The organism is Roseofilum sp. KMC-1 (assembly GCF_057802075.1).
The window spans coordinates 441,272-465,885 of record NZ_CM173605.1; the positions used below are offsets into that span (position 1 = coordinate 441,272).

The window sequence follows — 24,614 nt, forward strand, 5'->3', positions numbered from 1 at the left end:
GCGATCGCCTCTAGGAGTTTTAAAGCTAAAATCGAAAAAATAAAGAATTCGGCGATCTCTCCTATTTAACAATCATGCCTATTACCCTAAGCAAAGAACAAACCCAACTGTTAACGTTGTTAGTTGAGCAAGGACAGTATGCTTCCTTAGAAGAAGCACTTAACAGGGCTTTCATGCTTCTAGTTGATGAAGTTTCATTAGATCAACCAGAGGACGATCCGCAATATTGGCAATGGCTCGAACAAACTCGACAAAAGCTGGCAGAAGGGTTAGAGCAATCGAAACGCGGGGAACTCTTAGATGGAGAAACTGTAATTTCACAACTGAGGCAGAAGGTATTATCAGCTAGAGAGCGCGATCGATGATTCATCTGAAGATTACTGTTGGAGCAAGTCGAGATTTGGAAGAAATTTCTAATTACTTTTTAGAAAAGAGCGTAGATGCAGGAGACAACTTTGTTGAAGGGTTTCATCGCAAATGTCAGCAATTAGTGAAATTTCCTTACTCAGGACGTTCTTACGATCATTTAATGGCTGGATTACGAGGAACTCCATTGATGGGGTATATCATCTTTTATCAGGTAATTGAGAATGAAATTGAGATTGTGCGTGTGATTAGTGGTTATCGTAATTTTCAGAATGTTTGGGAAGAATAGAAAAGGTAATTTGCTTTATCTAGCCCAAAAAACGGTATCATTGACCCATGTAGACAGAAATTTAGAGAACGATAGCAATGAGCGATCGCACGGCTTCAGTTCATCGAGTAACCGGGGAAACCGATGTTACCGTATCGTTAAATTTGGATGGTCAGGGTAAATGCAGTGCCAAAACCGGAATCCCCTTTCTTGACCATATGCTGCATCAAATTTCATCCCATGGACTGATTGACCTAGAAGTAGAAGCTGAGGGAGATTGGCACATTGATGACCATCATACCAATGAAGATGTGGGCATTACCCTCGGTCAAGCCTTAGCCAAAGCATTAGGCGATCGCAAAGGGATTGTCCGCTTCGGCCATTTTATCGCCCCTCTCGATGAAGCCCTTGTTCAGGTGGCCCTCGACTTTTCTGGACGGCCCCATCTCAGCTATGGTTTAATCCTTCCCACAGAACGAGTCGGAACCTATGACACCCAACTGGTACGGGAGTTCTTCGTTGCTGTGGTCAACCATTCCCAGATGACCCTCCATATCCGTCAACTCGATGGTATTAACTCCCATCATCTTATTGAAGCCACCTTCAAAGCCTTTGCCCGCGCTATGAGAATGGCCCTAGAAATCGATCCTCGTCGCACCAGTAGCATTCCTAGCTCTAAGGGCGTATTGTAGTTGAAGACGACCCATTACCGATTACCGAATCGTCATTTTGGTGCGATCGCATCTCATAATAGTGTCTGGTGAGTTATTTTGAAATCCTACAATCATGGCTAGAACTCCAGATGAATATGCCGTCCATTTACTCATGAATGGTGGACACCGAGAAGTAGTACGCTTTCCGACTATTAAAGACTTTCAGAAGTGGTACGCGGCTGAAGTGGTACAGAAAAAGGATAGCGATGACTTTGTAAGCGTACCGATGAAAACCGTAGAAGGGGAATATATGGTCATTCGTCCAATGAGTATCCTGGCTATCCGGGTGGAACCGGTGTATACCAGCAGTATAGATCGAACTCCTATGGATGATTAAGACTCTCGATGAAAGCCCTCCTCTCCTCCCTCATTTTAACGGTCGGACTCGCTGGAATGCCTCCAGTTTGGGGGCAGATTCCCTTACCCTCTCCTGCAACAAATGCCCTAGAAGTCACCCAGACATTGGAGGGGGATCTGGGTTGGGACGATCGCCTATTTGGCCCTTCTGGAGATAAACGATCGCTCTTAAGGGCCATTGATTATAGTTTGCAGTATTTGCAAACTCCCAAGGCGATCGAAGATTACACAAAATTAAATCATCCAGAAATCACCCGCGATCGCGTCCGTCGCTCATTAATTCGCTTTCGCCAGATCCTAGTATCTTCCCGCAGCGCAGCCGAACTCCAAAGAGCTGTACAGCGCGAATTTACCGGGTATCAGTCCGTCGGCAACGATGGCCAAGGAACCGTCGGATTTACCGGCTATTTTGAACCCACCTACGCCGGAAGTCGCACCCAAACCGCCGAATATCGCTATCCCCTCTATGCTCGTCCCGCAGACTTCCAAGACTGGGACAAACCCCATCCCACCCGTGAGGAACTCGAAGGAGAAGATGGGCTAGGATGGCAAAGTCCCCTGAGAGGAACCGAAATTGTCTGGCTCAGAGATCGCCTAGAAGCCTTTCTCGTCCATGTCCAAGGTTCTGCCCAGATCCAACTTCCCAATGGCCAAGTGATGACCATCGGATATGCGGGAAAAACCGATCATCCCTATACCAGCATTGGCAAAGAGTTGGTCAACGCAGGCATCTTTTCCCTAGAGTCCTTAACCTTACCCAAACTGATCGACTATTTCCATCAGTTCCCCGAACAGATGAACGAATATTTACCCCGCAATCAAAGTTTTGTCTTTTTTAAGGAAACCCAGGGACAACCCGCAACTGGAAATTTAAGCGTCCCTGTCACTGCGGGACGCTCCATTGCCACCGATAAATCAATCATGCCCCCAGGCGCTCTGGCTCTCATTCATGCTCCCCTCCCCGAACCCAATGCACTCGGACAGCTCGAACCCACTTTAGTCAGTCGGTTTGTCCTCGATCAAGATACCGGAAGCGCCATCAAAGGAGCGGGACGAGTCGATGTATTTATGGGCACAGGAAGCGAAGCAGGCGATCGGGCTGGGTTAACCAACTCCAACGGAGAGCTTTATTACCTGCTCCTGAAGCGATAGGATAGAAAGCACACCGTTATCATCACACTGATTCAAAAGGAGAACCTAAACCCATGGTAGAACCCCTAGTTTCTGGTATCGTACTCGGCTTAATTCCCATTACCCTCGCTGGTTTGTTTGTAGCTGCTTATCTCCAGTACAAACGAGGCAATCAACTCGGTTAGATCTCCCTAGGAGCAATCAGTAGGTTGGAGAAGGCAACCCGCTCACCCAACCTACCCCTAACCCAAGCCCATTGTTAATTGTTCATTGTTAATTGTTCATTGTTAATTGTTCATTGTTAATTGTTCATTGATATGGCTCTGACGACCCAAAAACTAAGCTTTGAAGAATATTTGGTCTATCACGATGGCACAGATACCCGCTATGAACTGGTTAATGGAGAGTTAATACCCATGAGTTTAGGAACGGGAAAACATGGAGCGATTATTCGTTTTTTACTGCTGCAATTTGAGCAGAATTTAGCCACATTCAAACAACCCTTAACCGTCCTACCAGGTTTAGTTGCCGTTCGCTCTCCTCGCGGGGGGCGTTGGGATACTTGCCGCATTCCTGACATTACCCTCTTATCTCAAAGCCAATGGGAAGAAATGGCAGAAAGAGAAGCCGTGATTAACCTCAATGAACCGCCTCCATTGTTAGTTGTTGAAGTTGTCAGTCCCTCCACAAAAATGGATGACTATCGCTCTAAACAATCTGAATATAGCGTCCTCAATATCCCTGAATATTGGATTGTCGATCCTATTGAACAAAAAGTAATCATTGGTCAATTAGATCATGGATTGTATAATCTAACTGAATTTCAAGGCGAACAATGGGTCAATTCTTCCACATTCCCACAACTTCAGTTAACCGCCAGTCAAATTTTAGCCGCGAAATTATGACTTACACTCCGACTAAACTCCTAACCGTTGAGCAATTCATCGCTGACTATGGTGATGACTTTCGCTATGAATTAGCCGATGGAGAATTAATCGATATGGAACCGACTGGCCCCCATGAAACGGTCAGTGGTAAACTAGCTGTTAAAATTGGGATAGCTATTACTAATGCTCAACATCCCTGGTTCATTCCTCGAACCTGCTTAATTCAACCCTTTGCCGATATCGCTACAGCTCGTCGTCCGGATATTCTCGTGTTAGATGAAACCCGATTAGATCGCGAACCCCTATGGCAAAGAGAACCCATAATTACCTTGGGTCGATCGATTAAGTTGGTGGTAGAAGTGGTCAGTTCTAACTGGGAAAATGACTATGCTCGTAAAGTGGAAGAATATGCACTATTAGGAATTCCTGAATATTGGATTGTGGATTTTCGGGGATTAGGGGGAACGGCATTTATTGGTAAACCGAAGCAACCCACATTTACGGTGTGTCAATTGGATGGAGAGGACTATAATCAACAGCAATATCGATTAGGAGAAGCGATTTTTTCTCCTTTATTGCCCGATTTACAGTTGCGATTAGACGATGTTTTACCTCGATGAAATAACCGCCATTTAGTCCATTAACCAAGCAAACAATTGAGCGATAGTTAACTGGAATGGGGACGCAAATGAAGGAACTGCAATGACTTGTCCCGGTTCATCGTAGCATTGGGGTTGCTGATGGGGAGCGTAAGTAAATACAGCGCTTCGCGCGGTAATGAGGTACAGTCGGAAAAGATCCCCCCAACCCCCCCTTAAAAAGGGGGGCAGTAAAAGTCCCCCTTTTTAAGGGGGATTTAGGGGGATCGAAATGTACCGCATAGCAGCGAAAACTGCTGTATCGTTTCTTCCTGCGGATCGATTAACCAACCCATTTGTGTTCCATAGTCTAAGCAGCACAGAATTTTTTTGACGATCGCCGTTTGTCCTTGTTCTGGAGAAACAATTTCGATCGCCCAATCTGGAGCAATTTCAAAGCTATTGGCAATTTTCCCGTCCACATCGCGAGGAATACGCTCCCAAACCACCACCGATATATCCGGCACAATGGATTTACCACCAAAAGTACAGCGCAATTCTGACCACGCTCGCGCAATTTTGGGCAGTTTCAGAGCAGTATTAATCGCTGTCGCCAACTCCGTTTGAATCGTACTCTGTTTTCCTTGAGGCATGGGTTTTTCCAGAATCACCCCATCCATATATTCGCGAATCGGTCGAGTTTCCGGTTGTTGCAGAAACTGCTCCAGAGTTAAGGTTTCAGCACAGATTCTGTACCATAACGAGAAATCGACTAAGAATAATCTTTTTATGGTAGCGCTAAAAGAAGCTCTAAACTCAATAAACCTATGGTGGGAAGCGCGATCGCTATATAATGCGAAAATGTTACGTCGCCAGATGCATAGCTCAACTCAAAATAACCTATGGATGTTACCAACCTTGCTGCCCAGCTTAATGCTGGAGTCATAATACCAGAGGGAATCGTTATTCTAACCTTACTGGTCGTGCTGATTACAGACCTAATCGGTGGACGCAACGCCTCAAACTGGACACCCTATATTGCGATCGCCGGATTGTTAGCCTCCGTTATAGCTCTAGTTCTACAATGGGATAACCCCAACCCCATCGCCTTCTTTGGCGGATTTAACAGTGATGCCCTCAGTATGGTCTTTCGAGGCGTGATCGCCCTCTCTGCGGCGCTCACCATCCTCATGTCCATCACCTACGTCCGAGAAACCGGAACCGCTTTAGGCGAATTTCTCATGATTCTGCTCACCGCCACCATTGGAGGAATGTTCCTCTCCGGAGCAGATGAATTAGTGATGATCTTTGTCTCCCTAGAAACCCTCAGTATCTCCTCCTATTTACTGACGGGATATATGAAACGCGACCCCCGCTCCAATGAAGCGGCCCTAAAATATCTGTTAATTGGAGCCTCAAGTTCAGCCGTATTCCTCTATGGCAGTTCCTTACTCTATGGCTTATCCGGTGGAGAAACCCAACTTGGGGAAATCGCCAAAAGCTTTATGCAAAATCCACAAAGTCCGGCAATTGGTCTCGTCATCTCCCTCGTCTTCATCATCGCCGGTATCGCCTTCAAAATCTCCGCTGTCCCCTTCCACCAATGGACACCCGATGTTTATGAAGGCTCCCCTACCCCCGTCGTTGCCTTTCTCTCCGTCGGCTCCAAAGCCGCCGGATTTGCCCTCGCCATTCGCCTACTCGTCACCGCTTTCCCCTCCGTCTCCGAACAATGGCACTTTGTCTTTACCGCTCTTGCCATCTTCAGCCTCATCCTAGGAAACGTGGTTGCCCTCGCCCAAACCAGTATGAAACGGCTCTTGGCATACTCCTCCATCGCTCAAGCGGGTTTCGTCATGATTGGGTTCCTCGCTGGCACTGAAGCCGGATATGCCAGCATGATTTTCTATCTCCTGGTGTACCTATTCATGAACCTCGGCGGCTTCACCTGCGTGATCCTCTTCTCCCTCCGCACCGGAACCGACCAAATTAGTGAATATGCCGGTTTATACCAAAAAGATCCCCTACTCACCCTCGGATTAAGTCTTTGCCTCCTATCCCTCGGTGGCATTCCTCCCCTGGTCGGTTTCTTTGGTAAAATCTATCTCTTCTGGGCCGGTTGGCAAGCCGGTTTATATAGCCTGGTTTTACTCGGATTAATTACCAGCGTCATTTCCATTTACTACTATATCCGCGTCGTCAAAATGATGGTGGTTAAAGAACCCCATGAAATGTCGGAATCTGTAGAAAACTATCCCCCCATTCAATGGAATATTCCCGGCTTGCGCCCTCTGCAAGTGGGTCTAATTATCTCCCTGTTAGTGACTTCCCTGGGGGGCATTTTCTCCAATCCCTTGTTTACTTTAGCCAATGATGCCGTCATCAATACTCCCCTGTTGCAAGCTTCTACCCCTGCGGTTGAATCCATTGCCCAGTTAGAGATTGCCGATTAGGACTTTACCCTAGTCCATTGAGCGTGAGTTGAACCGCCTAGCCCTGGAGTTAGGCGGTTTTTCAGGATCTGGTGAAACTTGCTAGACTGAAAGGAGATAGCCAGCAGGGGAGGAACCGGCTGATGATTACCCTAATGTCTTTGGATTGTCCTTCAGTGATTGCTCTGAGTATTGAGGGAAAAATTAAGCGCGAGGATATTGATAAAATTAGTCAAGCTATTGAGGAGAAACTGCAACACTCTCCCCATTTACAAGCCTATGTGGAAGTGAAACAGTTGGGATGGATTACTCCAGATGCGCTGCTGGAAGATTTGAAAATTGGCTTTAATCACTTTCAGGACTTTGATCGAAAAGCTGTAGTTTGCGATGCTCAGTGGATTAAGGCTTTGCTCCCTTTGGCTCGTCGCTTGTTTCCTGCTTTAGAAGTGGCTTGTTTTACTTGGTCAGAACAAGAACAAGCCCGTCTGTGGATTCAAGGAAAAGGATCTGAGTGAGGGTAAAAAAAAGCCCCAAGGATGGTTACCCCCAGGACTCTCAAACCTTTATTCTGGAATCTAGTATAACATGCATGGGGGGACAGGGTGAGGGCTAATTACTCATGACTCGTTCGCCAATACTCTAATACTTCACTAGCATTAAATCCACGATATTGCAGATAGCGATAAACCTTGCCTTGGGTTTGAGGATCGAGGTTAGCCCAATTGGTAATTTTATATTTACGTGCCACTTTAGCTTGCAAGTCTTGGGTTTCGGCTAAGTCATCTGGGAGTTCGGGTTGTTCATTCCAGGCTTGTTCAAAGATTTCTGGGGTAATCCCTTTGCTTAAGCATTTGCGACGAATGGCGGATTTACCATATTTACCTTTGCCACTTTCAATCAAGGTGTTGGCTAATCGACGATCCGATTGATAGCCTAAGCTTTGCAAGTGGGCGATCGCCTCCGTAATTTCCTCAAAGGGAAATCCCTTTTCTTGGCCCTTCTTTTCTAGTTCTTTAACGCTATAATCCCGGCGGGAAAGGAGAAGATTAAAATAAGTCTGACAAGTCATAGTTGGTGAACCCTAGAGAAAGGAATGATGGATGAAGATCGCAGGGAATTTTTTCCGGACTTCATTTTAAGACTCAGTTCTTGACGAATCCGACCGATTATTGCTCTAATAACAAATACGATCTTCGGTAAAAGCTTATGACTTCTTTACCTTATACACCTCCTCCCCGAAAACCGGCCAAGCCTTATGAAACCGACCCAGAGAAGAGCCGATCCGATAGCCAAGCGGCTTCTCAGCAGTATTCGCCATCTGTACCGATTTCAGTGTATCGGGACTTAGCCAGTGAGGTGAAAGAAAAGCAAGTCATACTGGAGAGTCTGAAACAACAGAATCAACAACTGATTCAACAAAATCAACAGTTACGGGGAGAAATTGAGCAGTTGGTGCGTTCAGTGGTACGCCTACAACAGATTGCCCATGCCTATGAGCCAAGTAGTATACCGGTTGTGCCCCTTTCACCACCTCGCCCAGTTCCCAAGGAGGGGGTAACGCCAGAACCCCAATTTAAGCCAGAGTCGCGAGTGGATTTAAATCCTCCACTGCAACCGGAACCAGAAGAGAGCAATCGCCCGGTTGATTTACCTCCCAATCCAGAAGATTTACCGTTATTTAGTGAGGAGCAACAACGCCCCTATCCCTATCCTAGCGCCCCAGAACGCTCTTCTGACCTCAATGGCGTTGGCCTGGCGATCGCCATCTTTATTATTGCGGCTATGGCAGGAACAGCCAGCTTTCTGATTGTTCGCCCCTTGATTCAACAAGGCAATCCAAAGTAAATTTCGTAAAGTCTGTAACAAAATTCTATCGCCAAGGGGTGATAGTAAAATGCAGTCCTAGTCCAGTCTATTTGATTTACAAACCCTGAAGGAGTTAAAACCTTGAAGAAAATTGAAGCAATTATCCGTCCGTTCAAACTGGATGAAGTTAAAATTGCCTTGGTCAATGCCGGTATCGTGGGAATGACTGTTTCTGAAGTCCGGGGTTTCGGACGGCAGAAGGGTCAAACTGAGCGATATCGCGGCTCTGAATACACGGTGGAGTTTCTGCAAAAACTCAAGTTAGAAGTGGTTGTTGAAGATACGGAGGTTGATAAGGTGGTCGATAAGATCATTAGTGCCGCCCGTACTGGTGAAATTGGAGATGGAAAAATCTTCATTTCTCCTGTCGAAACCGTGGTTCGCATTAGAACCGGAGAGTCTAACCAAGAGGCAATCTAAGATCGCAACCGCAGCGATCTGGCGATCATGGGTTAGGGGTTGATTTACTTCATGTTCTGTTGAGGGCGGTTGAAAGGCAGGACAAGAGGCATCCAATGGCTTCTAACTCACAGTTGCCACTCTAGCGCTCAGGGAAAAGGCTCTGAGCGCTTCTAGTGTCTTTTAGGGGAACAACGATTTTTGAATTTTTAACCGATATAGCAATTTCCTCTGCTATGCGGTACATAAATAGCGGTTTTTAACGATAGCCAGAATAGCCCAAAGCTAAATTGAGTCTGTTGTTCACTCCCCCCACTCCCCCATTCCCCCATTCCCCCACGGAGGGCGCGAAGCGCTGTATCTTAGGGCCACAGTTGTTGAAATTGGGGCAAAAAGAGTTTAAAGGCTTCTCCTCGATGGGAAAGGCTATGTTTCATCTCTGGGGTAAATTCGGCAAAGGTGCGTTGATATTGGGGCAGATAGAAGATGGGATCGTAGCCGAATCCGGCATTACCCCTGGGAGCATGGAGAATTTCACCCGGACAAATGCCTTCGCTACTGAGAGCGATGTTTCCAGAGGGATTGGCTAGGGCGATCGCACAAACAAAGTGAGCGCGACGATTTTCTTCATCCCCTAATTCTTTGAGAACTCGCTCGATGCGCTCGGTATCGGTATCACCATAGCGGGCAGAATAAATACCTGGAGCGCCGTTGAGCGCATCAATGGCGAGTCCAGAGTCATCGGCGATCGCCCATTCTCCTGTTGCTTTGGCCACTTCTGAAGCCTTTAAGCAAGCATTTTCTACGAAGGTATCCCCCGTTTCTTCAACGTCCAATTCTGGGGGTTTGGGCAGAAAATCAATATCTAGACCGACAAAATAGGCTTTGATTTCTTCTAATTTACCGGGGTTACCCGTGGCGACGACCAAAGATTTCATGGAACCATTATAGATAGGGAACTAAAAACGGGAAAGGGCGCGACTTTTCACTGTTTCTAACCCATTATTCTAATTCACCTGGGTCATGGGTCGAGCCATGAATAAGTCTCTTAACCTTTCTTGAAGAGAGATTAATCTTAAGCTGCTACCCTAGGAAGCAGTTTACTGACTATCCTATCTATTCCTTATTACTCTATGAACTCAAGCCTCTCTCGAACCAAAGTCGTCGCTACTATCGGCCCTGCCAGTAATAAGTTAGAAATTTTGCGACAATTAGTCCAAGCAGGGATGAGAGTTGCTCGTCTCAATTTCTCCCATGGCAGTTATGAAGATCATGCCACAGTGGTCTTGCGACTGCGACAAGTCTCTGAAGAATTAGAGATTCCGGTGACCTTATTGCAAGATTTGCAAGGGCCCAAAATTCGGGTAGGACGATTTCCGGAAGGTCAGCTAGAACTCATTCCGGGAGCATCGGTTATCTTGGTTCCTGAACCTGAATATAACGGCCAAGAGTCAACGATTCCGATTGATTATCCTTTTTTAGCTGAAGAAGCTGAACCGGGATCTCAGGTTTTGCTCGATGATGGCTTATTGGAGCTTAAGGTTATGGCCATCAAGGGACAACAGGTCGAATGTAAGGTGATAGAAGGAGGCATACTGAAAAATCGTAAAGGGGTGAATTTACCCTCTTTAACCTTGCGTTTACCCTCGATGACCCAGAAAGATAAACAGGATCTAATCTTTGGGTTAGAGCAGGGGATTGATTGGGTCTCTCTAAGTTTTGTCCGTAGTGCTAAGGATATTATCACTCTGAGAGAATTTCTCAAGGAACATGAAGCGGATCATATTCAGGTGATGGCGAAAATTGAGAAGCCTCAAGCGATAGAGAATTTAGAGGAGATTGTTAAGGAATGCGATGGTTTGATGGTTGCGCGGGGGGATTTAGGGGTAGAAATGAGTCCGGAGCGCGTGCCTAAGTTGCAAAAGCAGATTATTCAGTTATGCAATCAAAAGAGCATTCCGGTGATTACGGCGACGCAAATGTTAGAGAGTATGATTCATAATCCCCGGCCAACTCGTGCGGAAGTGTCTGATGTGGCGAATGCGATTATGGATGGTACGGATGCGGTGATGCTTTCAGGAGAGTCTGCGGTGGGTGAGTATCCAGTAAAGGCGGTGGAAATGTTGGTGAAAATTGCCCGCGATACGGAAGAGAATGCCCAATTTGTGAATTATCCTCCAGCAGAACGGGATGAAACTCATGCCTTAAGTGAGGCTCTGAATACGATTGATAAGATTCTGGATCTCGGTTGTATTGCTTGTTTTACGACGACAGGTTATACGGCGACTCTAGCGGCGGCGGAGCGTCCGAAAGCGCCGGTGGTGGCTTTTACTCCTCGCGATCGCGTTTATCATCGTTTAAATTTGGTTTGGGGAGTTAAACCCATGCTCTTGCAGAATCCTGAAGCTTCTTTGGAGAATTTAATTGAGCAAATTAACGCTTGCCTGCTGGCTAAAGGTTGGGCGGCTCCAGGGGATAAAATTTTGATTTTAGGGGGTTCTCCAGTACAGAAAATTCGGGGGACTAATTTTATTAAGATTCACCGGATTGAGGGGTAATAAGTCGTTAATCCTGGTTCAATCTCTTAGGAGAGGGCGTGCTGTTGAGCGGTGAGGAGCTGCTGAATCCCGATTTCAGCCCGATCTAGCATCTGGTTGAGTTGCTGCCGGTTAAAGCTGCCGTGTTCGGCGGTTCCTTGGACTTCGATCGCCTCTAGGCGATCGTTCATGACGACATTAAAATCGACTTGGGCGATCGCATCTTCTTCGTAGCACAGGTCTAAATAGGGTTCATTATCCAGTAGTCCTACGGATACAGCCGCGACTCGATGAAGTAACGGAGACTGGGTTAATTTTCCTTGTGTTAATAATTGGTTAATCGCATCGACAACCGCCACATATCCCCCGGTAATGGCGGCGGTGCGAGTTCCGGCATCGGCTTGCAGTACATCGGCATCAACGGTTAAGGTGCGCTCGCCCAATAATTCTAAATCTAAAGAGGCTCTTAAACTGCGCCCAATTAACCGTTGAATTTCCTGGGTACGCCCTGATAATTTTAAGACTTCCCTGGGGTGACGTTGGGGGGTGGCATTAGGAAGCATTCGATATTCTGCGGTGAGCCATCCTTTGCCCGTACCTTCTAGAAATTTGGGTACATTCTCTTGTACGGAGACGGTACATAAGACTTGAGTATCGCCAAAACTGGTGAGTACAGAACCCCAAGCAAATTTGGTGAAACCACGCTCAAAGCGGATGGGACGGAGTTGATCGGGTTGACGACCATCGGGACGGGGTAGAGCCATAATTGAGGTTAAGTTTCGCTGGAGTTTACTATCAGTTGAGTTTGTAGCTCTGCCAGCACTCGGTCTTGGGATTGATTCCCATCGACGGTGACTAGGCGCTGACGTTTGTCATAATAATCCAGAATGGGGACGGTTCGGGTTTGAAAGAGTTCAATCCGTCGTTGGATGAAGTGGGGTACATCTTCAGGTTCGCCCATGGTTAATCGTCTTTCCATCATCACTGATTCTGAGCTGTCTAGGAAGATGGCCCAGTTGAGGTGTTGGTGGAGTTCATCGAGTAAGAAATCGAGTTCTTCGGCTTGAAAAGCGGTTCTAGGATAGCCTTCGAGGAGCCATCCACTGCTGGTATCGGCTTGGAGGAGGCGATCGCGGATAAAGGTAATTAAAATCGGATCGGGGACAAATTCCCCGCGTTCTACATAAGTTTGACATTGTAATCCTAATTCGGTTTGTAAGGCGATCGCTTTTTTGAGAATCCCCCCCATGGAAATTAAGGGAATCTGAAGGCGATCGCACAAACTTCTCGCTTGCGTGCTTTTTCCTGAACCTGGCCCACCCAAAATTACCAATCTCAAGGTTTCTCTCCTTCCCAACTCGTTGTTTTAGACCAGAGTAGCAAATAACCTGAGCCACTTTGCGCTCTCAAGTGGCTAGGGTAGGCAAAAGAAGAACTGAGGCGATCGCACTCCCTAATCCCTCAGACTATATTAACTTTTGTTACGCGATCGTACTCTTGACCCAAGAGAAATTTTAAACTCGCCTTGATGAGTTGCTCGATACGAAAACATTTTATGGCTTATTTTTGGTTTAAAGCGTTCCACCTGATTGGTGTTGTGGTCTGGTTTGCCGGGTTATTTTATTTAGTTCGTCTCTTTGTTTACCATGCTGAAGCCTCAGAACGAGATGAACCCGCACAAACCATTCTCAAGGCGCAATACGAAATTATGGAAAAGCGCCTCTATCATATTATTACCATGCCCGGAATGGTGGTTACCGTAGCCATGGCCATTGGTTTGATTTTTACAGAACCGGAAATTTTAAAATCGGGTTGGCTGCATATTAAACTGGCTCTCGTTGCTGTATTACTCGCCTATCATTTCTATTGTGGACGAATAATGAAACGGTTAGCGGCTGGTGAATGCAACTGGACGGGTCAACAATTTCGCGCTTTAAATGAAGGGCCAACCGTATTGTTAGTGGTTATCGTTCTTTTGGCTGTCTTTAAAGGGAGTTTACCTTTAGATTTAACAACATGGCTAATTTTTGGACTGGTTGTTTCCATGGTAGCTGCGATTCAACTTTATGCGAAGAAACGCCGCCAAGACAAGGAGAAAATGTTGGAACGTATTCAAGAACAAACCTCGGCTTCATCAGCCGGTTAACATCATCTTAGATTACGCGAAACCCCGTAGAGATAAATAACTTATTTTTACGGGGAATAGGGAATCGCGATCCATGGACTGTCTTTCGTGGAAGTATAGCAAGCGATCGCCTCAATCTTTTAGTGGGTTCCGATCTGCTTCATTTTTAACCAATCAAATATTTGGGTGGGACTCATTTCGAGATCGATCCCGGCTAGGACGGGTAAGCGATCGCTTCGAGCAAAAATAACGGGTTCTTGTTTGGGTCGAAAAACAAGAATAGAGCGATCGCGCGGATCGAGCAACCACCCCAATTCACTCCCCTGTTTTAAACAATGTAAAATATTAGCGGCAACGCGGTTAGAAGATTGGTCGGGTGAGAGAATTTCAATCGTCCAATCGGGAAATGAATTAAAATTATTGATGAGATCGCCTTCTGGTGTCATGGGAATCCGATTCCAACGCAATACGGAAATATCGGGGACGAGAGAGCGATCTCCAAAAGTGCATCGTAATTCGGGAAAAGCACAAGCAATCTCTTGACCTTCGCTAATTTGGTTAATTGCTTCGCACAGCTTGAATTGTAATCGACTGTGTTGAGTTTGAGGCATTGATTTTTGTCTTGCTTGTCCGGTAGACTCTCCTGTTGGCGTGTATTCCCATGCTGGTGATTCCTCAATATAGGGAAGTTTGAGGAATGCTTCGAGAGTTAAAGATTGAATCGGTGTCGCAGTCATAACAAGAATGTTATCCTAGACTTTAATTATGACATAAATTAGCCAATAGATTGCGTTGTCGGAACAGATTAGCGATCGCACTGTCTTTGATGGAAGTATAGCAAGCGATCGCCACACAAAATCGAATGTCAGATTTAGGATTAATCATTGGATAGTACCTCTCCTTAATCTGAAAAAAATATCTCAAATTGACGATATCCACTGAATACATAAACAATTTCAATTCCATCATCCATAGGATAATAGAAAGCAATATAATCATCAACCAAGAAACCGCGCAATCTCGGTGCTAAATTTTCATAGGGCTTACCCATATTGGGAAACCCTGAGACTAGCTCGCATTTTTCGACAAATCGATCTAAAAAACGATCAGCTATATCGATCTCAAAACTTGCCAGATAGTTGTAGATTTCCTCTAAATTCAAACTGGCTTCCGGAGAAATAATATAACGACCCATTAGCCTTGCTCTCGTAAGATTTTGCCTTTTTCTCGCAAACGAGAAATAACTACTTCTCCTTCAATCCCTTCACCGCGTTTTAATTGTTCTGTTCCTTCTGCAATCTTGCTTTTGAGTTTGGAGAGGAATTTTTGCTTTTCTTCTAATAATTGTAGTGCTTCATCAATTACTTCATCAATGGTTTTAAAATTCCCTTGTTGGATTTGCTTTTTAATTAAACGTTCTTGTTCTGGCTTGAATATGAGATTCATGGATCTTTGCCTTAGTTTTCTTAGAACTACTCATTCAATTGTAGCCCAAACAACGCGAATAGCAAAGAATACAGGGGCGATCGCCAGTATTGGGCAAGGAAATGCTATCTGTCTTTAGTGGGAGTATAGCAAGCGATCGCCACACAAAATGCCTACGATCGCACCAAGTCAACATTATTGATAGATTGCTCCCCTACTAACGCACCCTACGCAATCAGCGATCGCAAGCGCAAACAAACTCTATTGTCCTATTTTAGTCGTGTCACGGCACTGCTTTACTAAAGATTCCTGATGTTGCTGGATATGTTGGCGTAGGGCTTCATTGATTAAAGTGTGATAATCTCCTCCTCCGGCCAAATGGACTTGTTCTTGAAACCAAACGAGTACATCTTCATCTAATTGAAGTGTGATGCGCGTTTTACCGGGTAAAGTTGGGGTAATTGCGCCTCTTTTTCCGTGACTAAAATCATATTCTGCTTTCATAACTATTCCTCCAAATATTGCCGTTGTTCGTGGCGAGTGGCTTGGCGGGCAGAAATTAGCCGAATTGCCTCGCATGGTGTAAACAACCACTAAAACTCGACCAAAAGCATCTAAGCCCATCGTAACAAACCGTTCTTCTTCAAATCGTTCGTCTAGAATTGTAATTGCGCGATCGTCTGAGAAAACGGATACTGCGTCAGCAAAGTCGATCTTGTGTTTGCGAAGATTCGCTGCTGCTTTGTCTTCGTCCCATTGATACATTATTTTGGTAAATTTGTTCGAGTAGGGTGGGCCTTACCCACTACCTTAATTGTCAGGATTTACAACTTTCAGAGGAATTATAAAACTTCAGATGACTAGCATCTCTCTAGCAGAACATTTGAGATAAGCCCCCAGCCCCAAATGCTCTAGATTGGGATAAAAACTGCGGTAATGGGCCTCGCTCACAAATAACCACAGAATGCGTGTGCTACGATTCTGGGGCGGTGGGGGGCAGGGAGCATAACCATCGGTGTAAATAATTAGGCCATCATAACCCCGATGTTCATCGAGATAGTGCAAAACTGGGTCAAAATTCGTCCCGCCTCGTCCCGTTAATTGCACCTCACGCTTGGCGCGATGGAAGGTCATCACGTCCGTGGTAATTTCAGTATCAAATTGAATGACATCGATCGCCGGAACGCCATAATTAAAAAAGCGATTCACCACTGAAAACCCCTGCCGTAGCTCCTCTGTCCCCATGGAGCCGCTCACATCAATGGCAAAGAGTAAACGGGTGCTAAATTCACGGCGACTGCCCATGTAGGCAAACCCATAGCGGCGATTGGGCTTCATCCGGGTGAGCCTGCGCTGTTGGCTGAGGATCGAGGTGCGAAACTTGCGTAAAACTGCCCGATAATCCAGTTTGGGGTGCAGATTCGCTAAGATATGTTCCCGCAACTTGCCCCCAATGCTGCCCCAACTGTCATTAGCTTGAGTCATTCTCACCAGATCGTCCAGGCGATCGCTCAATAATTCATCTCGATCCCACTGAGTGGTATTTTCAACACCGCTCAAGTTTGCGTCGGTATAGACTTCTAGGAGATCTGGGGTTGAAGAGTCAGAAGGGCCGGATGGGAGGGCAGTTTCAACGTCCCCTATGCCTGCTCCAGACGCAACCGAGGCTTCCCCCTGGGGACGGAGGGACTGTCGATCCCCCCCAATCTCCCTTAACAAGGGGGGAACGAGATCGAGCAGTTTGTGGTAGTAGAACTCGAAGAATTGTTTGTCAGAGCTGGAGTCGCCAAAAACATCCCGCGCCCTAGGAAAGGGTAGCTCGGTTTGCAAGTATTCCTGAAGGGTTAAATTGCTGGCTGCATAGCTAGTCGCCGAGTGCGCTTGACGGCGACTGTAGGGGTGTTTGAGCAGAATCCGTAGGGCTTCAAAGCGCAGGGTGGCTTCCAGGTGGCGATCGCTCAATTGCGCGATAAACTCAGGATTATACTCAATTCGTCCCCGTTGCACGCGAATCGTTTGAATCCGTGGCTCAGACACCAAAGCGTGACTTGTCCAGACAGCTAACAACAGTGGCTCAACCAGCAGCCACTTTTCCACAATCCGAGCCATACGGTGACGGGCGATCTTCATATCAATTAAACCTACGGCATTTTAAACCGTTTTGGCGGCAAAAATATCGGCGGCGCTCAGTTGCAATTCCGGGAACGCCAAAGACTCAATTCTCTCATTTCCAGTAAACAGCTTTACCTGATATTCCCCATCCACCAGTTGATAAACCGAGAGAGTCGGTTGTTTGGGATCGCCGATAAACCTGCGGCCGCCTAAACCCAGATAATCTACAATCCAGTATTCGGGGATACCTATCAGTTCGTAGTCGCCAACTTTCCGGAGATAGTCATCTTGCCAGTTTGTACTAACCACCTCGATCGCCAGTCGCACAGAATCTCCCTTGGTAATCACCGATTTTTTCTGCCAACCGGGTTCCTCGGCTAGTTGGGCTTTATTGAGGACAATAATATCAGGTTGGTAGCCGGACTTGTCATCGATCGCTTTCAGCAAGCAATCGCCAGGAATTAGACAAGGGTATTGCGATCGCCGAATCTCAAAATGCAGTTCGCTCGCCATAAAACCGATCACGTTAGAATGTTCTCCAGTTGCTAAAGGCATTTTGACGATCGCTCCATTGCGTAGTTCATACTTACAGGTCGCGTTTTCTGGATACCAGTCCACAAATTCATCGAATGATATTGGTGTCGTTAGAGTTGCAATCATAATTCGTTATTCAGTACAAGAGAGTAAGACAAGAGAGGGCTTTTCTGGCTCAAATCTGGATCGCCTCCAAATACTCCGATAAGAAGTCAATCAGCTCCATCGATTCAGCGATAAAACCCATGGACTGGCTAAACTTAGGACTTTGAACCAGGGAGGAAAAATGGGCGATCGCCTCGAGTTGTTTGGCTTTGGCGAGATACTGGAGATATTTCAACAGATTCTTGCGGGCATTCTCCGCTTTATGGTCAGGACAATGGCCGGCATTGAGCCAGAGTAAGACCCGTTCATTTAAACTAGCAAAATCCTGAATTTCCAGGTCTTTAAGCTGCTTAGAATACCTAGAAAATTGCAGTAAGAGTTGCTCCGGACTCAGACCCCTTTGGGTCGCTAGGCTTTGGCGGAAGGCGATACTGGCGCGAGTTCCGACCATACCAGCAATCAGTTTGAAGTGAATATCTTCTAGCTTGGTATGATCTCGCACAAAATTCGCCACTTTCACCCAAGCGCGGCGATCGGGGGTTTTGATCAGTCCAGCAGTGGCGATCGCCGCATCCGCATCCGGATTATCCCCATCGAGATACTCTGGATGCTGTTGGATAAACGTCAGCACCCGCGAATCGATATCGCGGTCAGCAGCCCAGAGCAGCCAATCTTCCACCGTCGGCGCAAACTCATAGACATTGAACCGCGATACCAGAGCCGGATCTAACTCTGTCAGTTGATATTCTTCTCCCCCATTCACCGCAGCAATGACAATACTGCCAGGGGGTAAGGCTTTACCGGCTAAGGTTTTGTTGAGGGTGAGGTCTTGAACCGCCTGCAAAATTTCGGGACGGGCACGGTTCAGCTCGTCGAGGAACAGTACCACGGGGCGATCGGATTCGGGCCACCAGTAGGGGGGTAAAAACACCGATCGCCCCGTTTTCTCGTCTTTATGCAACAAGCCAATCAAGTCCCCCGGATCGCTCATCTGACCTAAAAAGAAGGGGATCACGGGCAGGTTCTGGCGCTGACGATAGAAATGGCTAATCATTTCTGATTTGCCAATCCCATGTTTGCCCACCAGGAGGATATTTTGCTCCGGTGGAGTGAGTTCTAGAACTTGATAGAGTTCGTGGGCATCAATACGAATCATTATTCATTAATTTTACTACAAATCCTCATGACGAATCCAGCCAGACCAGCCATAGCGCCGCTTAATACGAGTTGTAAAGCGAACTCCTGTACTGTGAGTTTCACGGATAGCTCCAATTGCGGTTCGCAATTTGGGTAGCACCTCCTTGAATTGGTTAAAGGGAATCAAAATTGCAAAGTAGTCTTGGTCAGACAGACGAATCATCAGCTTGAGCTTAACCGTATCGACTTCGGTAGCGAAGTCAAATTTATCTTCTTTGGCAATTTTACGCACCTGAGCTAAAATGGCTTGCACTTTCAAGTCTTTCTGTTTTTGGCGCTTGGCGGCTTGGGCTTGTTGCTGCTCAACGCGCTGTATAAAGGCTTGGATCAGGGACACTACCTCACTAATATCAGAAACGGGGGCGGGCGATCGCTGATACCCTAACTCTACCCAGAGCTGTTGCTCCGGACTCACGAACAGATGTAAATGGGTCTGATTTCGATACCAGCGCTCCTTGGATTGTTCGAGCAGAAGACAACAACAGAGGGTATTGCTGGGGGTTGGGTCTGCGTTTGAACCCCCTTGGGAACGTCGATAAGAGTAGCAATTATCATTCCGCTCTACGCCAGCGAGAGGCTCAACTCGCGTCAAAAAGTCTTCCGCCACCTCTTTAGCCTTTTCGAGGTCAACGGTGAGAGGGTTCTTCCCTGATATATTCTCCCGGAGGAGCTTTTGTATACTCCGTGATGTGATGGACATAATCTTAACGACCTTCTTTAGCTGAAATTCGGCAATATTGCGATCGCACTAAGCGACTTTCGCTGGCCATTAAATCGTTCCCGGTGTTTGCAGCGTAATGCCAAACAGAATAGCCAGAACCTTGGCCAAATCATTGGGTACACCATAGGTATTGATATCTTTTTGAATCAACTTTTGCTGGCGATGGAACAGACCAAATTTCCAGGTATCTCCTGTCGTAACTGCTCCGTAGAGATAGTCTATAGGAGCCTCAATCCACCGATCTAGGGCAATCAGTTCTACTGCCAGTTGGGTAAATCCTTTCCCCAGATCGGCATTTTTAGCCTCAATAATGACACAGTTTTGAGGTGTGGGAATAAAATAATCTAAATTTCCCTTCAGTTGGTTGCTAACTTGGATCGAATACTCAATCTTGAGAGGCGACTGGATAAACTTGCATACGGTTTTCAGCACCGGAAAAATCAGTGATTCTCGACGAGCAATTTCTGAGGTGGGATCGACTAACGCTAAATTTTCTGTCAACTCCTGGATCAGTGGGTTGGGGTCTAGGGGCCGCTGCTCTGGGAGTTGGAGAGAAGCAGATTGAAAAGCCACCCCGAATTCAGCTAGGATATCGGCGGTGTCAAAGGGCAGAGTGGCATATTGGCTAAAGCTGTAACTTGCGGCAGGGTCAAGAATTGAAGGTTTCACCATTGCTTTACTCCCGCAGCTTTTCACTTAAACTGGTGTTTGTCCCATTAATCCATTAGTATAGACTCTTACGCTACAATATTTATACATAGAAGCGGAAGATAGGATTCTGGTTTTAAGGGTTTGGCATGGTAAAGAATATCGTGAATAAGATCGTTGGTTGATACCCATCGATCGCTCAATTGATTATTGTGTCAACTTAATAAATATTTACAAAACCTTAACCTTGAGTAGATTTACCGTAACTAGGGATACAACAAAATTGGAGAGGATGAGTGAATAATCATCATCACGATTGAGGAGGATTGCCTGTGAATGCTGCTGAACAAGCAAAAAACTTTGAAGTCGCCAGCCAAATAGCCACCGTCATCAACCTGCTTAAATCCCAGTTTCCGGATGCGCGGGTGGATATGAAGCCTTGGATGAATGACCCGGATACCCAAGAATGGGTCGATCCGGACTCTATCGATCTGGGTTTTCATTTTCCCGGTTTTAGTCGATCGCTCCAAAGTCGTTCTGTACTGATTCAGATTCGCTTTCATCACGATCGCCTAGACAACGCTCATCGGGCGATCGGCATTGAGGTAACTGGATACAGCCACAAAGGGCAACAATGGCGATTCTCCACGGTAGAGAATTGGCGCTTTGAGGGTGAAACCCAACCCAACCCCGACATGGAAAATAAATTAAAGCACTTTTGCCGTCAAACTTTAGCCCTCTTTAATGGAGAAGGAGAACGACGCACGGCATAAAAGCTCATAATCGTAGCAAGATCCCGGTTTAATTTCCTAAAATCCCAAAAATATCTTAATATTGTCTCAAGACTGGATTTGTCATTAGACAACTTGCTGATAACCATAACCATCTTAGGAGGACAAGTATAGTATGGCTCTCGTACCCATGCGACTTCTGCTCGATCACGCAGCCGAAAACAACTACGGCATCCCAGCGTACAACGTAAACAACATGGAGCAAATCCTGGCGATCATGGAAGCTGCCCATGAAGCAGATAGCCCTGTCATTCTGCAAGCTTCCCGTGGCGCTAGAAAATATGCCGGTGAGAACTTCCTCCGTCACCTGATTCAAGCCGCAGTGGAAACCTATCCCCATATTCCCATTGCGATGCACCAAGACCATGGGAATGCTCCTGACACCTGCTATACCGCGATGCGCTATGGTTTCACCAGCGTGATGATGGATGGTTCCTTAGAAGCCGATGCAAAAACCCCCGCCACCTTTGAGTACAACGTTAGCGTTACGGCTGAAGTCGTTAAAGTGGCTCACTCCATTGGCGTGAGTGTTGAAGGGGAACTCGGTTGCTTAGGTTCTCTAGAAACCGGAATGGGTGATAAAGAAGATGGTCATGGGTTTGAAGGAAAACTCTCTCACGATCAATTATTAACCGATCCCGATGAAGCCGTTCAATTTGTAGAACAAACTCAAGTAGACGCTTTAGCGGTTGCCATTGGAACCAGCCATGGTGCGTACAAATTCACCCGCAAACCTACCGGTGAAATCTTAGCGATTAGTCGCATTGAAGAAATCCACAAGCGTCTGCCTAACACCCACTTAGTAATGCATGGTTCTTCTTCTGTACCTGAAGATTTGATTGCCATCATCAACCAATACGGTGGTAGCATCCCTGAAACCTACGGTGTACCCGTGGAAGAAATTCAGAAAGGGATCAAGAGTGGCGTGCGTAAAGTTAATATCGACACCGACAACCGGTTGGCGATTACGGCGGCTATTCGTGAAGCGGCGGCTAAAGATCCGTCTAATTTCGATCCTCGCCACTTCATGAAGCCTTCCATCACGTACATGAAAAAAGTTTGCTTGGATCGTTATCAACAGTTCTGGACTGCCGGTAATGCCAGCAAGATCAAGCAAGAAACCTTAGATGTTTATGCGGTTAAATATAGCAAAGGTCAATTAGACGCAACCACTAAAGAAGTTGCTGCTGTTTAATTTTTCTTGAGTATTTGCTCTTCGTTTGTTCCTAACTGTTCACTGATATTATTGATGGGGATGAATCTTCGGGTTCATCCCTTTTTTGGTTGGGATGAGATTTTGCTCTGTTCCTATACATAATAATTAAAGTCATTATCGATTCAGCCATTTATGCAGCATCTTCCAACCTGGGTTGCCGCCAACCCAATCGCCTCATTTACCCTGTTGCTGTTTGCCAGCTTAACTGTTCCTCCCCTAGTGGAGCGCCTGAAACTGCCGGGACTTGTCGGACTGCTCCTTGCTGGCGTAATTCTTGGCCCCTATGGTCTGCAATTGCTGAACCCGGAGACAGAAACGGTCAAACTTCTATCGGACATTGGTAAAATCTACTTGATGTTTGTTGCTGGCCTAGAGATCGATCGAGCGGCTTTTCGCCAAACTCGAAACCGGTCGCTGAAGTTTGGATTGACTACATTTTTAGTCCCGCTTATTGCTGGAACCTTGGTAGGGCAAATCTTTGGGTTTGGCTTAAATGCATCCTTATTGATCGGATCGCTCTTAGCTTCCCATACCCTGTTGGCTTATCCCCTGATCCAACAATTTGGTGTGGTGCGAAATCCGGCGATCGCCGTTACTGTAGGTGCGACCATTTTCACGGATGTTAGCGCTCTTTTGGTTTTAGCGGTTTGTGTCTCGATTCATCAAGGACAATTTTCATGGGTGGGTTTAATCCTACAACTGGTTTCCCTAGCCATCTATGCGGCGGCTGTTCTCATCGGTTTAGATCGGCTGGGTCGGGAATACTTTCAACGCACCGGAAATGAAGAAGGCAATCAATTTTTATTTGTGCTTCTTGCCCTGTTTTTAGCTTCGGTAGGGACTCAAATTATTCAAATTGAAAATATTGTGGGGGCATTTTTAGCTGGGCTGGCAGTTAGTGATGTTCTCGGCCATGGCCCGGTTAAGGAAAAGGTAGAGTTTGTTGGTGCAGTGCTGTTTATTCCCTTCTTTTTTGTTTGTATGGGATTACTGATTGATATTCAGACTTTTCTCTACACTTTAGGAAATGAACCGATGTTAGTGATCGCGATCGTGGGTTCTTTAATCGGTAGTAAATTTATGGCGGCTTGGATTGTTAAAGCCGTCGATCACTACACTTGGATCGAAACCTTGACCATGTGGTCTCTTTCTTTACCGCAAGTAGCGGCCACCCTAGCTGCTGCCTTAGTCGGATTTCAGGTGGGACTGCTCACTGAACCGGTTTTTAACAGTGTGATTGTGTTGATGTTGGTGACTTCGATCCTAGGCCCGGTGCTAACGGAACGCTTTGCTAAACAGTTAATGATTTCTGGAGATCGAGCCACATCTAAGGATCTCCAGAAAGATCCTCATCGATTTTATACCGATCATCCTCTGGCGATCGTTGTCCCGGTCAATAACCCTGCCACAGAGCCGAATCTGATGGCGATGGCGGGTTTACTGGTTCAACAGCAAGGGGGGCGTGTGATGCCTTTGGCGATCGCCCAAACCTCTAGCACGCTCAACGATCCTCGATTTCTAGAAAGCTTATCCCAAAAGCGTTCTGTCCTCCAAGAAGCAGCCCAACACAGCTTAAACTTAGGGGTAGAAACCCAACCCTTAATGCGTATCGATCTTGATATTGCTTTAGGCATTTGTCATGCTGCCAAAGAACAGGAAGCCGATCTCGTGTTAATGGGATATGGCGATATTACGACCTTACAAGCCCGGTTGTTAGGGAATATCATCGATCAAGTGTTTCAAAAAAGCCACGCTCCTGTAGCAGTGATGCGACTGTTAGCCGCTCCTGAGCTGCTCAGTCGCATTTTGGTTTTTATCTGGGATATCTCACCCCATACCCTTAAATTAATTGCCTTTGCTCTGTCCATTGCCACAGCTAATCAAGGCAATGTTACCCTTAAATATTTGATTTCTGCTGGCACTCCCCCAGAGAAGCAAGGAGAATTTGAGCTACAGTTGCGCCAACACCTAGTATTTGCCTTTGAAGAGCAACACCATCAGATCAGGATTGAGGCGATCGTTAATACCCATCCAGCTACGGTTATCCTGGAGACTGCCCAAAACTTTGACTTAATTATCCTCAATGCTAAAGATATCCATCCAGGTAAAGGATTAATCCTCAATGATTGGGCAACTCCAATTATTCAGGGACTCGACTGCTCGATGATCTTATTCTGCAACCCGTAATACAGGGCTTTGCGCTTTC

The 24,614-nt window shown here is 46.3% G+C and carries 31 protein-coding genes and 2 pseudogenes; 17 read left to right on the top strand and 16 right to left on the bottom strand.

The features are described from left to right. Nucleotides 1-74: 74 nt before the first annotated feature. The 8 genes from AC3FZD_RS02125 to AC3FZD_RS02160 all read left to right on the top strand — a co-directional run bounded on the left by AC3FZD_RS02125 (nucleotide 75) and on the right by AC3FZD_RS02160 (nucleotide 4,342). Nucleotides 75-365 (top strand): type II toxin-antitoxin system ParD family antitoxin, encoded by a 291-nt coding sequence (locus tag AC3FZD_RS02125; RefSeq protein ID WP_488738549.1) that lies wholly within the window; start codon nucleotides 75-77, stop codon nucleotides 363-365. Beyond that, nucleotides 362-655 carry a type II toxin-antitoxin system RelE/ParE family toxin gene (locus AC3FZD_RS02130; RefSeq protein ID WP_488738550.1) on the top strand — a complete coding sequence of 98 codons (294 nt, stop codon included), beginning with the start codon at nucleotides 362-364 and terminating at the stop codon, nucleotides 653-655. The genes AC3FZD_RS02125 and AC3FZD_RS02130 overlap by 4 nt, the downstream gene beginning before the upstream one ends. 77 nt (nucleotides 656-732) lie before the next feature. Further along, the gene (hisB, locus tag AC3FZD_RS02135) at nucleotides 733-1,326 is read left to right on the top strand and encodes an imidazoleglycerol-phosphate dehydratase HisB (protein ID WP_488738551.1); all 594 of its coding nucleotides are present in this window, start codon (nucleotides 733-735) and stop codon (nucleotides 1,324-1,326) included. 94 nt (nucleotides 1,327-1,420) lie between these two features. Further along, the gene (locus AC3FZD_RS02140) at nucleotides 1,421-1,684 is read left to right on the top strand and encodes a hypothetical protein (RefSeq protein WP_488738552.1); all 264 of its coding nucleotides are present in this window, start codon (nucleotides 1,421-1,423) and stop codon (nucleotides 1,682-1,684) included. Nucleotides 1,685-1,692: 8 nt separating this feature from the next. Continuing rightward, on the top strand, nucleotides 1,693-2,856 hold the full coding sequence (gene mltA / locus AC3FZD_RS02145) for a murein transglycosylase A (protein ID WP_488738553.1): 1,164 nt from the start codon (nucleotides 1,693-1,695) through the stop codon (nucleotides 2,854-2,856). Between the two features lie 53 nt (nucleotides 2,857-2,909). Continuing rightward, nucleotides 2,910-3,020, top strand: coding sequence for a cytochrome b6-f complex subunit V (gene petG / locus AC3FZD_RS02150; protein WP_283752269.1), 111 nt, complete (start codon nucleotides 2,910-2,912; stop codon nucleotides 3,018-3,020). A 132-nt stretch (nucleotides 3,021-3,152) separates the two neighbouring features. Then, nucleotides 3,153-3,740 (top strand): Uma2 family endonuclease, encoded by a 588-nt coding sequence (locus tag AC3FZD_RS02155; protein WP_488738554.1) that lies wholly within the window; start codon nucleotides 3,153-3,155, stop codon nucleotides 3,738-3,740. Further along, entirely contained in the window at nucleotides 3,737-4,342 is a 606-nt protein-coding gene (locus AC3FZD_RS02160; protein ID WP_488738555.1) for a Uma2 family endonuclease, read from the top strand. Before AC3FZD_RS02155 ends, AC3FZD_RS02160 begins: the two co-directional genes overlap by 4 nt. Nucleotides 4,343-4,611: 269 nt before the next feature. On the opposite strand, the pseudogene AC3FZD_RS02165 reads toward AC3FZD_RS02160, so the two are convergent. Next, nucleotides 4,612-5,049, bottom strand: a pseudogene (locus tag AC3FZD_RS02165) (Uma2 family endonuclease); the annotation flags it as partial. A gap of 153 nt (nucleotides 5,050-5,202) precedes the next feature. Between AC3FZD_RS02165 and AC3FZD_RS02170 the strand changes: the two are divergent. Both AC3FZD_RS02170 and AC3FZD_RS02175 read left to right on the top strand, forming a co-directional pair. Next, complete coding sequence (locus AC3FZD_RS02170; protein WP_488738556.1) at nucleotides 5,203-6,753, top strand: NAD(P)H-quinone oxidoreductase subunit N; 1,551 nt, start codon at nucleotides 5,203-5,205, stop codon at nucleotides 6,751-6,753. A gap of 122 nt (nucleotides 6,754-6,875) precedes the next feature. After that, on the top strand, nucleotides 6,876-7,247 hold the full coding sequence (locus AC3FZD_RS02175) for a SpoIIAA family protein (protein ID WP_488738557.1): 372 nt from the start codon (nucleotides 6,876-6,878) through the stop codon (nucleotides 7,245-7,247). 98 nt (nucleotides 7,248-7,345) lie between these two features. Here AC3FZD_RS02175 and AC3FZD_RS02180 read toward each other — a convergent pair whose 3' ends face one another. Beyond that, nucleotides 7,346-7,801, bottom strand: coding sequence for a regulatory protein RecX (locus AC3FZD_RS02180; RefSeq protein WP_488738558.1), 456 nt, complete (start codon nucleotides 7,799-7,801; stop codon nucleotides 7,346-7,348). Between the two features lie 137 nt (nucleotides 7,802-7,938). Here AC3FZD_RS02180 and AC3FZD_RS02185 point away from each other — a divergent pair, with 137 nt between their 5' ends. Both AC3FZD_RS02185 and AC3FZD_RS02190 read left to right on the top strand, forming a co-directional pair. Continuing rightward, nucleotides 7,939-8,577 carry a hypothetical protein gene (locus AC3FZD_RS02185; RefSeq protein ID WP_488738559.1) on the top strand — a complete coding sequence of 213 codons (639 nt, stop codon included), beginning with the start codon at nucleotides 7,939-7,941 and terminating at the stop codon, nucleotides 8,575-8,577. Nucleotides 8,578-8,679: 102 nt separating this feature from the next. Further along, nucleotides 8,680-9,018, top strand: a complete 339-nt coding sequence (locus tag AC3FZD_RS02190) for a P-II family nitrogen regulator (RefSeq protein WP_488738560.1) — start codon at nucleotides 8,680-8,682, stop codon at nucleotides 9,016-9,018. A 341-nt stretch (nucleotides 9,019-9,359) separates the two neighbouring features. Here the strand turns inward: AC3FZD_RS02190 and rdgB are convergent, their stop codons facing one another. After that, entirely contained in the window at nucleotides 9,360-9,935 is a 576-nt protein-coding gene (gene rdgB / locus AC3FZD_RS02195) for an RdgB/HAM1 family non-canonical purine NTP pyrophosphatase (protein WP_488738561.1), read from the bottom strand. A gap of 195 nt (nucleotides 9,936-10,130) precedes the next feature. Here rdgB and pyk point away from each other — a divergent pair, with 195 nt between their 5' ends. After that, nucleotides 10,131-11,555, top strand: coding sequence for a pyruvate kinase (pyk, locus tag AC3FZD_RS02200; protein ID WP_488738562.1), 1,425 nt, complete (start codon nucleotides 10,131-10,133; stop codon nucleotides 11,553-11,555). Nucleotides 11,556-11,581: 26 nt separating this feature from the next. Here pyk and rph read toward each other — a convergent pair whose 3' ends face one another. Both rph and AC3FZD_RS02210 read right to left on the bottom strand, forming a co-directional pair. Continuing rightward, nucleotides 11,582-12,298 (bottom strand): ribonuclease PH, encoded by a 717-nt coding sequence (rph, locus tag AC3FZD_RS02205; RefSeq protein WP_488738563.1) that lies wholly within the window; start codon nucleotides 12,296-12,298, stop codon nucleotides 11,582-11,584. An 8-nt stretch (nucleotides 12,299-12,306) separates the two neighbouring features. Continuing rightward, on the bottom strand, nucleotides 12,307-12,873 hold the full coding sequence (locus AC3FZD_RS02210) for a nucleoside monophosphate kinase (protein ID WP_488738564.1): 567 nt from the start codon (nucleotides 12,871-12,873) through the stop codon (nucleotides 12,307-12,309). A gap of 216 nt (nucleotides 12,874-13,089) precedes the next feature. Between AC3FZD_RS02210 and hemJ the strand changes: the two genes are divergently transcribed. Beyond that, on the top strand, nucleotides 13,090-13,680 hold the full coding sequence (gene hemJ / locus AC3FZD_RS02215) for a protoporphyrinogen oxidase HemJ (protein ID WP_488738565.1): 591 nt from the start codon (nucleotides 13,090-13,092) through the stop codon (nucleotides 13,678-13,680). Nucleotides 13,681-13,799: 119 nt separating this feature from the next. On the opposite strand, the gene AC3FZD_RS02220 is transcribed toward hemJ, so the two are convergent. The 11 genes and pseudogenes from AC3FZD_RS02220 to AC3FZD_RS02270 form a co-directional block, all read right to left on the bottom strand. Next, a complete protein-coding gene (locus AC3FZD_RS02220; protein ID WP_488738566.1) occupies nucleotides 13,800-14,396 on the bottom strand; it encodes a Uma2 family endonuclease in 597 nt (198 codons plus the stop codon). A 22-nt stretch (nucleotides 14,397-14,418) separates the two neighbouring features. Continuing rightward, nucleotides 14,419-14,544, bottom strand: coding sequence for a hypothetical protein (locus AC3FZD_RS02225; RefSeq protein ID WP_488738567.1), 126 nt, complete (start codon nucleotides 14,542-14,544; stop codon nucleotides 14,419-14,421). Nucleotides 14,545-14,560: 16 nt separating this feature from the next. Continuing rightward, a complete protein-coding gene (locus tag AC3FZD_RS02230; protein WP_488738568.1) occupies nucleotides 14,561-14,854 on the bottom strand; it encodes a type II toxin-antitoxin system RelE/ParE family toxin in 294 nt (97 codons plus the stop codon). Continuing rightward, complete coding sequence (locus tag AC3FZD_RS02235; protein WP_488738569.1) at nucleotides 14,854-15,105, bottom strand: ribbon-helix-helix domain-containing protein; 252 nt, start codon at nucleotides 15,103-15,105, stop codon at nucleotides 14,854-14,856. The genes AC3FZD_RS02230 and AC3FZD_RS02235 overlap by 1 nt, the downstream gene beginning before the upstream one ends. Before the next feature lie 240 nt (nucleotides 15,106-15,345). Next, nucleotides 15,346-15,588 carry a BrnA antitoxin family protein gene (locus AC3FZD_RS02240; RefSeq protein ID WP_488738570.1) on the bottom strand — a complete coding sequence of 81 codons (243 nt, stop codon included), beginning with the start codon at nucleotides 15,586-15,588 and terminating at the stop codon, nucleotides 15,346-15,348. 2 nt (nucleotides 15,589-15,590) lie between these two features. Beyond that, nucleotides 15,591-15,852 (bottom strand): annotated as a pseudogene (locus AC3FZD_RS02245) (BrnT family toxin). An 84-nt stretch (nucleotides 15,853-15,936) separates the two neighbouring features. Beyond that, entirely contained in the window at nucleotides 15,937-17,214 is a 1,278-nt protein-coding gene (locus AC3FZD_RS02250; protein WP_488738571.1) for a DUF2201 family putative metallopeptidase, read from the bottom strand. A gap of 21 nt (nucleotides 17,215-17,235) precedes the next feature. Beyond that, nucleotides 17,236-17,856, bottom strand: coding sequence for a Uma2 family endonuclease (locus tag AC3FZD_RS02255; RefSeq protein ID WP_488738572.1), 621 nt, complete (start codon nucleotides 17,854-17,856; stop codon nucleotides 17,236-17,238). A 49-nt stretch (nucleotides 17,857-17,905) separates the two neighbouring features. Continuing rightward, entirely contained in the window at nucleotides 17,906-18,991 is a 1,086-nt protein-coding gene (locus tag AC3FZD_RS02260) for an AAA family ATPase (protein WP_488738573.1), read from the bottom strand. 15 nt (nucleotides 18,992-19,006) lie between these two features. After that, nucleotides 19,007-19,732 (bottom strand): hypothetical protein, encoded by a 726-nt coding sequence (locus AC3FZD_RS02265; protein WP_488738574.1) that lies wholly within the window; start codon nucleotides 19,730-19,732, stop codon nucleotides 19,007-19,009. A 69-nt stretch (nucleotides 19,733-19,801) separates the two neighbouring features. After that, nucleotides 19,802-20,425 (bottom strand): hypothetical protein, encoded by a 624-nt coding sequence (locus AC3FZD_RS02270; protein WP_488738575.1) that lies wholly within the window; start codon nucleotides 20,423-20,425, stop codon nucleotides 19,802-19,804. Nucleotides 20,426-20,733: 308 nt separating this feature from the next. On the opposite strand from AC3FZD_RS02270, the gene AC3FZD_RS02275 reads away from it, so the two are divergent. The 3 genes from AC3FZD_RS02275 to AC3FZD_RS02285 all read left to right on the top strand — a co-directional run bounded on the left by AC3FZD_RS02275 (nucleotide 20,734) and on the right by AC3FZD_RS02285 (nucleotide 24,595). Beyond that, on the top strand, nucleotides 20,734-21,174 hold the full coding sequence (locus AC3FZD_RS02275) for a hypothetical protein (protein ID WP_488738576.1): 441 nt from the start codon (nucleotides 20,734-20,736) through the stop codon (nucleotides 21,172-21,174). 133 nt (nucleotides 21,175-21,307) lie between these two features. Then, nucleotides 21,308-22,387 (top strand): class II fructose-bisphosphate aldolase, encoded by a 1,080-nt coding sequence (gene fba, locus AC3FZD_RS02280; RefSeq protein WP_488738577.1) that lies wholly within the window; start codon nucleotides 21,308-21,310, stop codon nucleotides 22,385-22,387. 153 nt (nucleotides 22,388-22,540) lie between these two features. After that, nucleotides 22,541-24,595: a cation:proton antiporter domain-containing protein gene (locus AC3FZD_RS02285; protein WP_488738578.1), complete on the top strand. Its 2,055-nt coding sequence runs from the start codon at nucleotides 22,541-22,543 to the stop codon at nucleotides 24,593-24,595. Nucleotides 24,596-24,614: the final 19 nt, after the last annotated feature.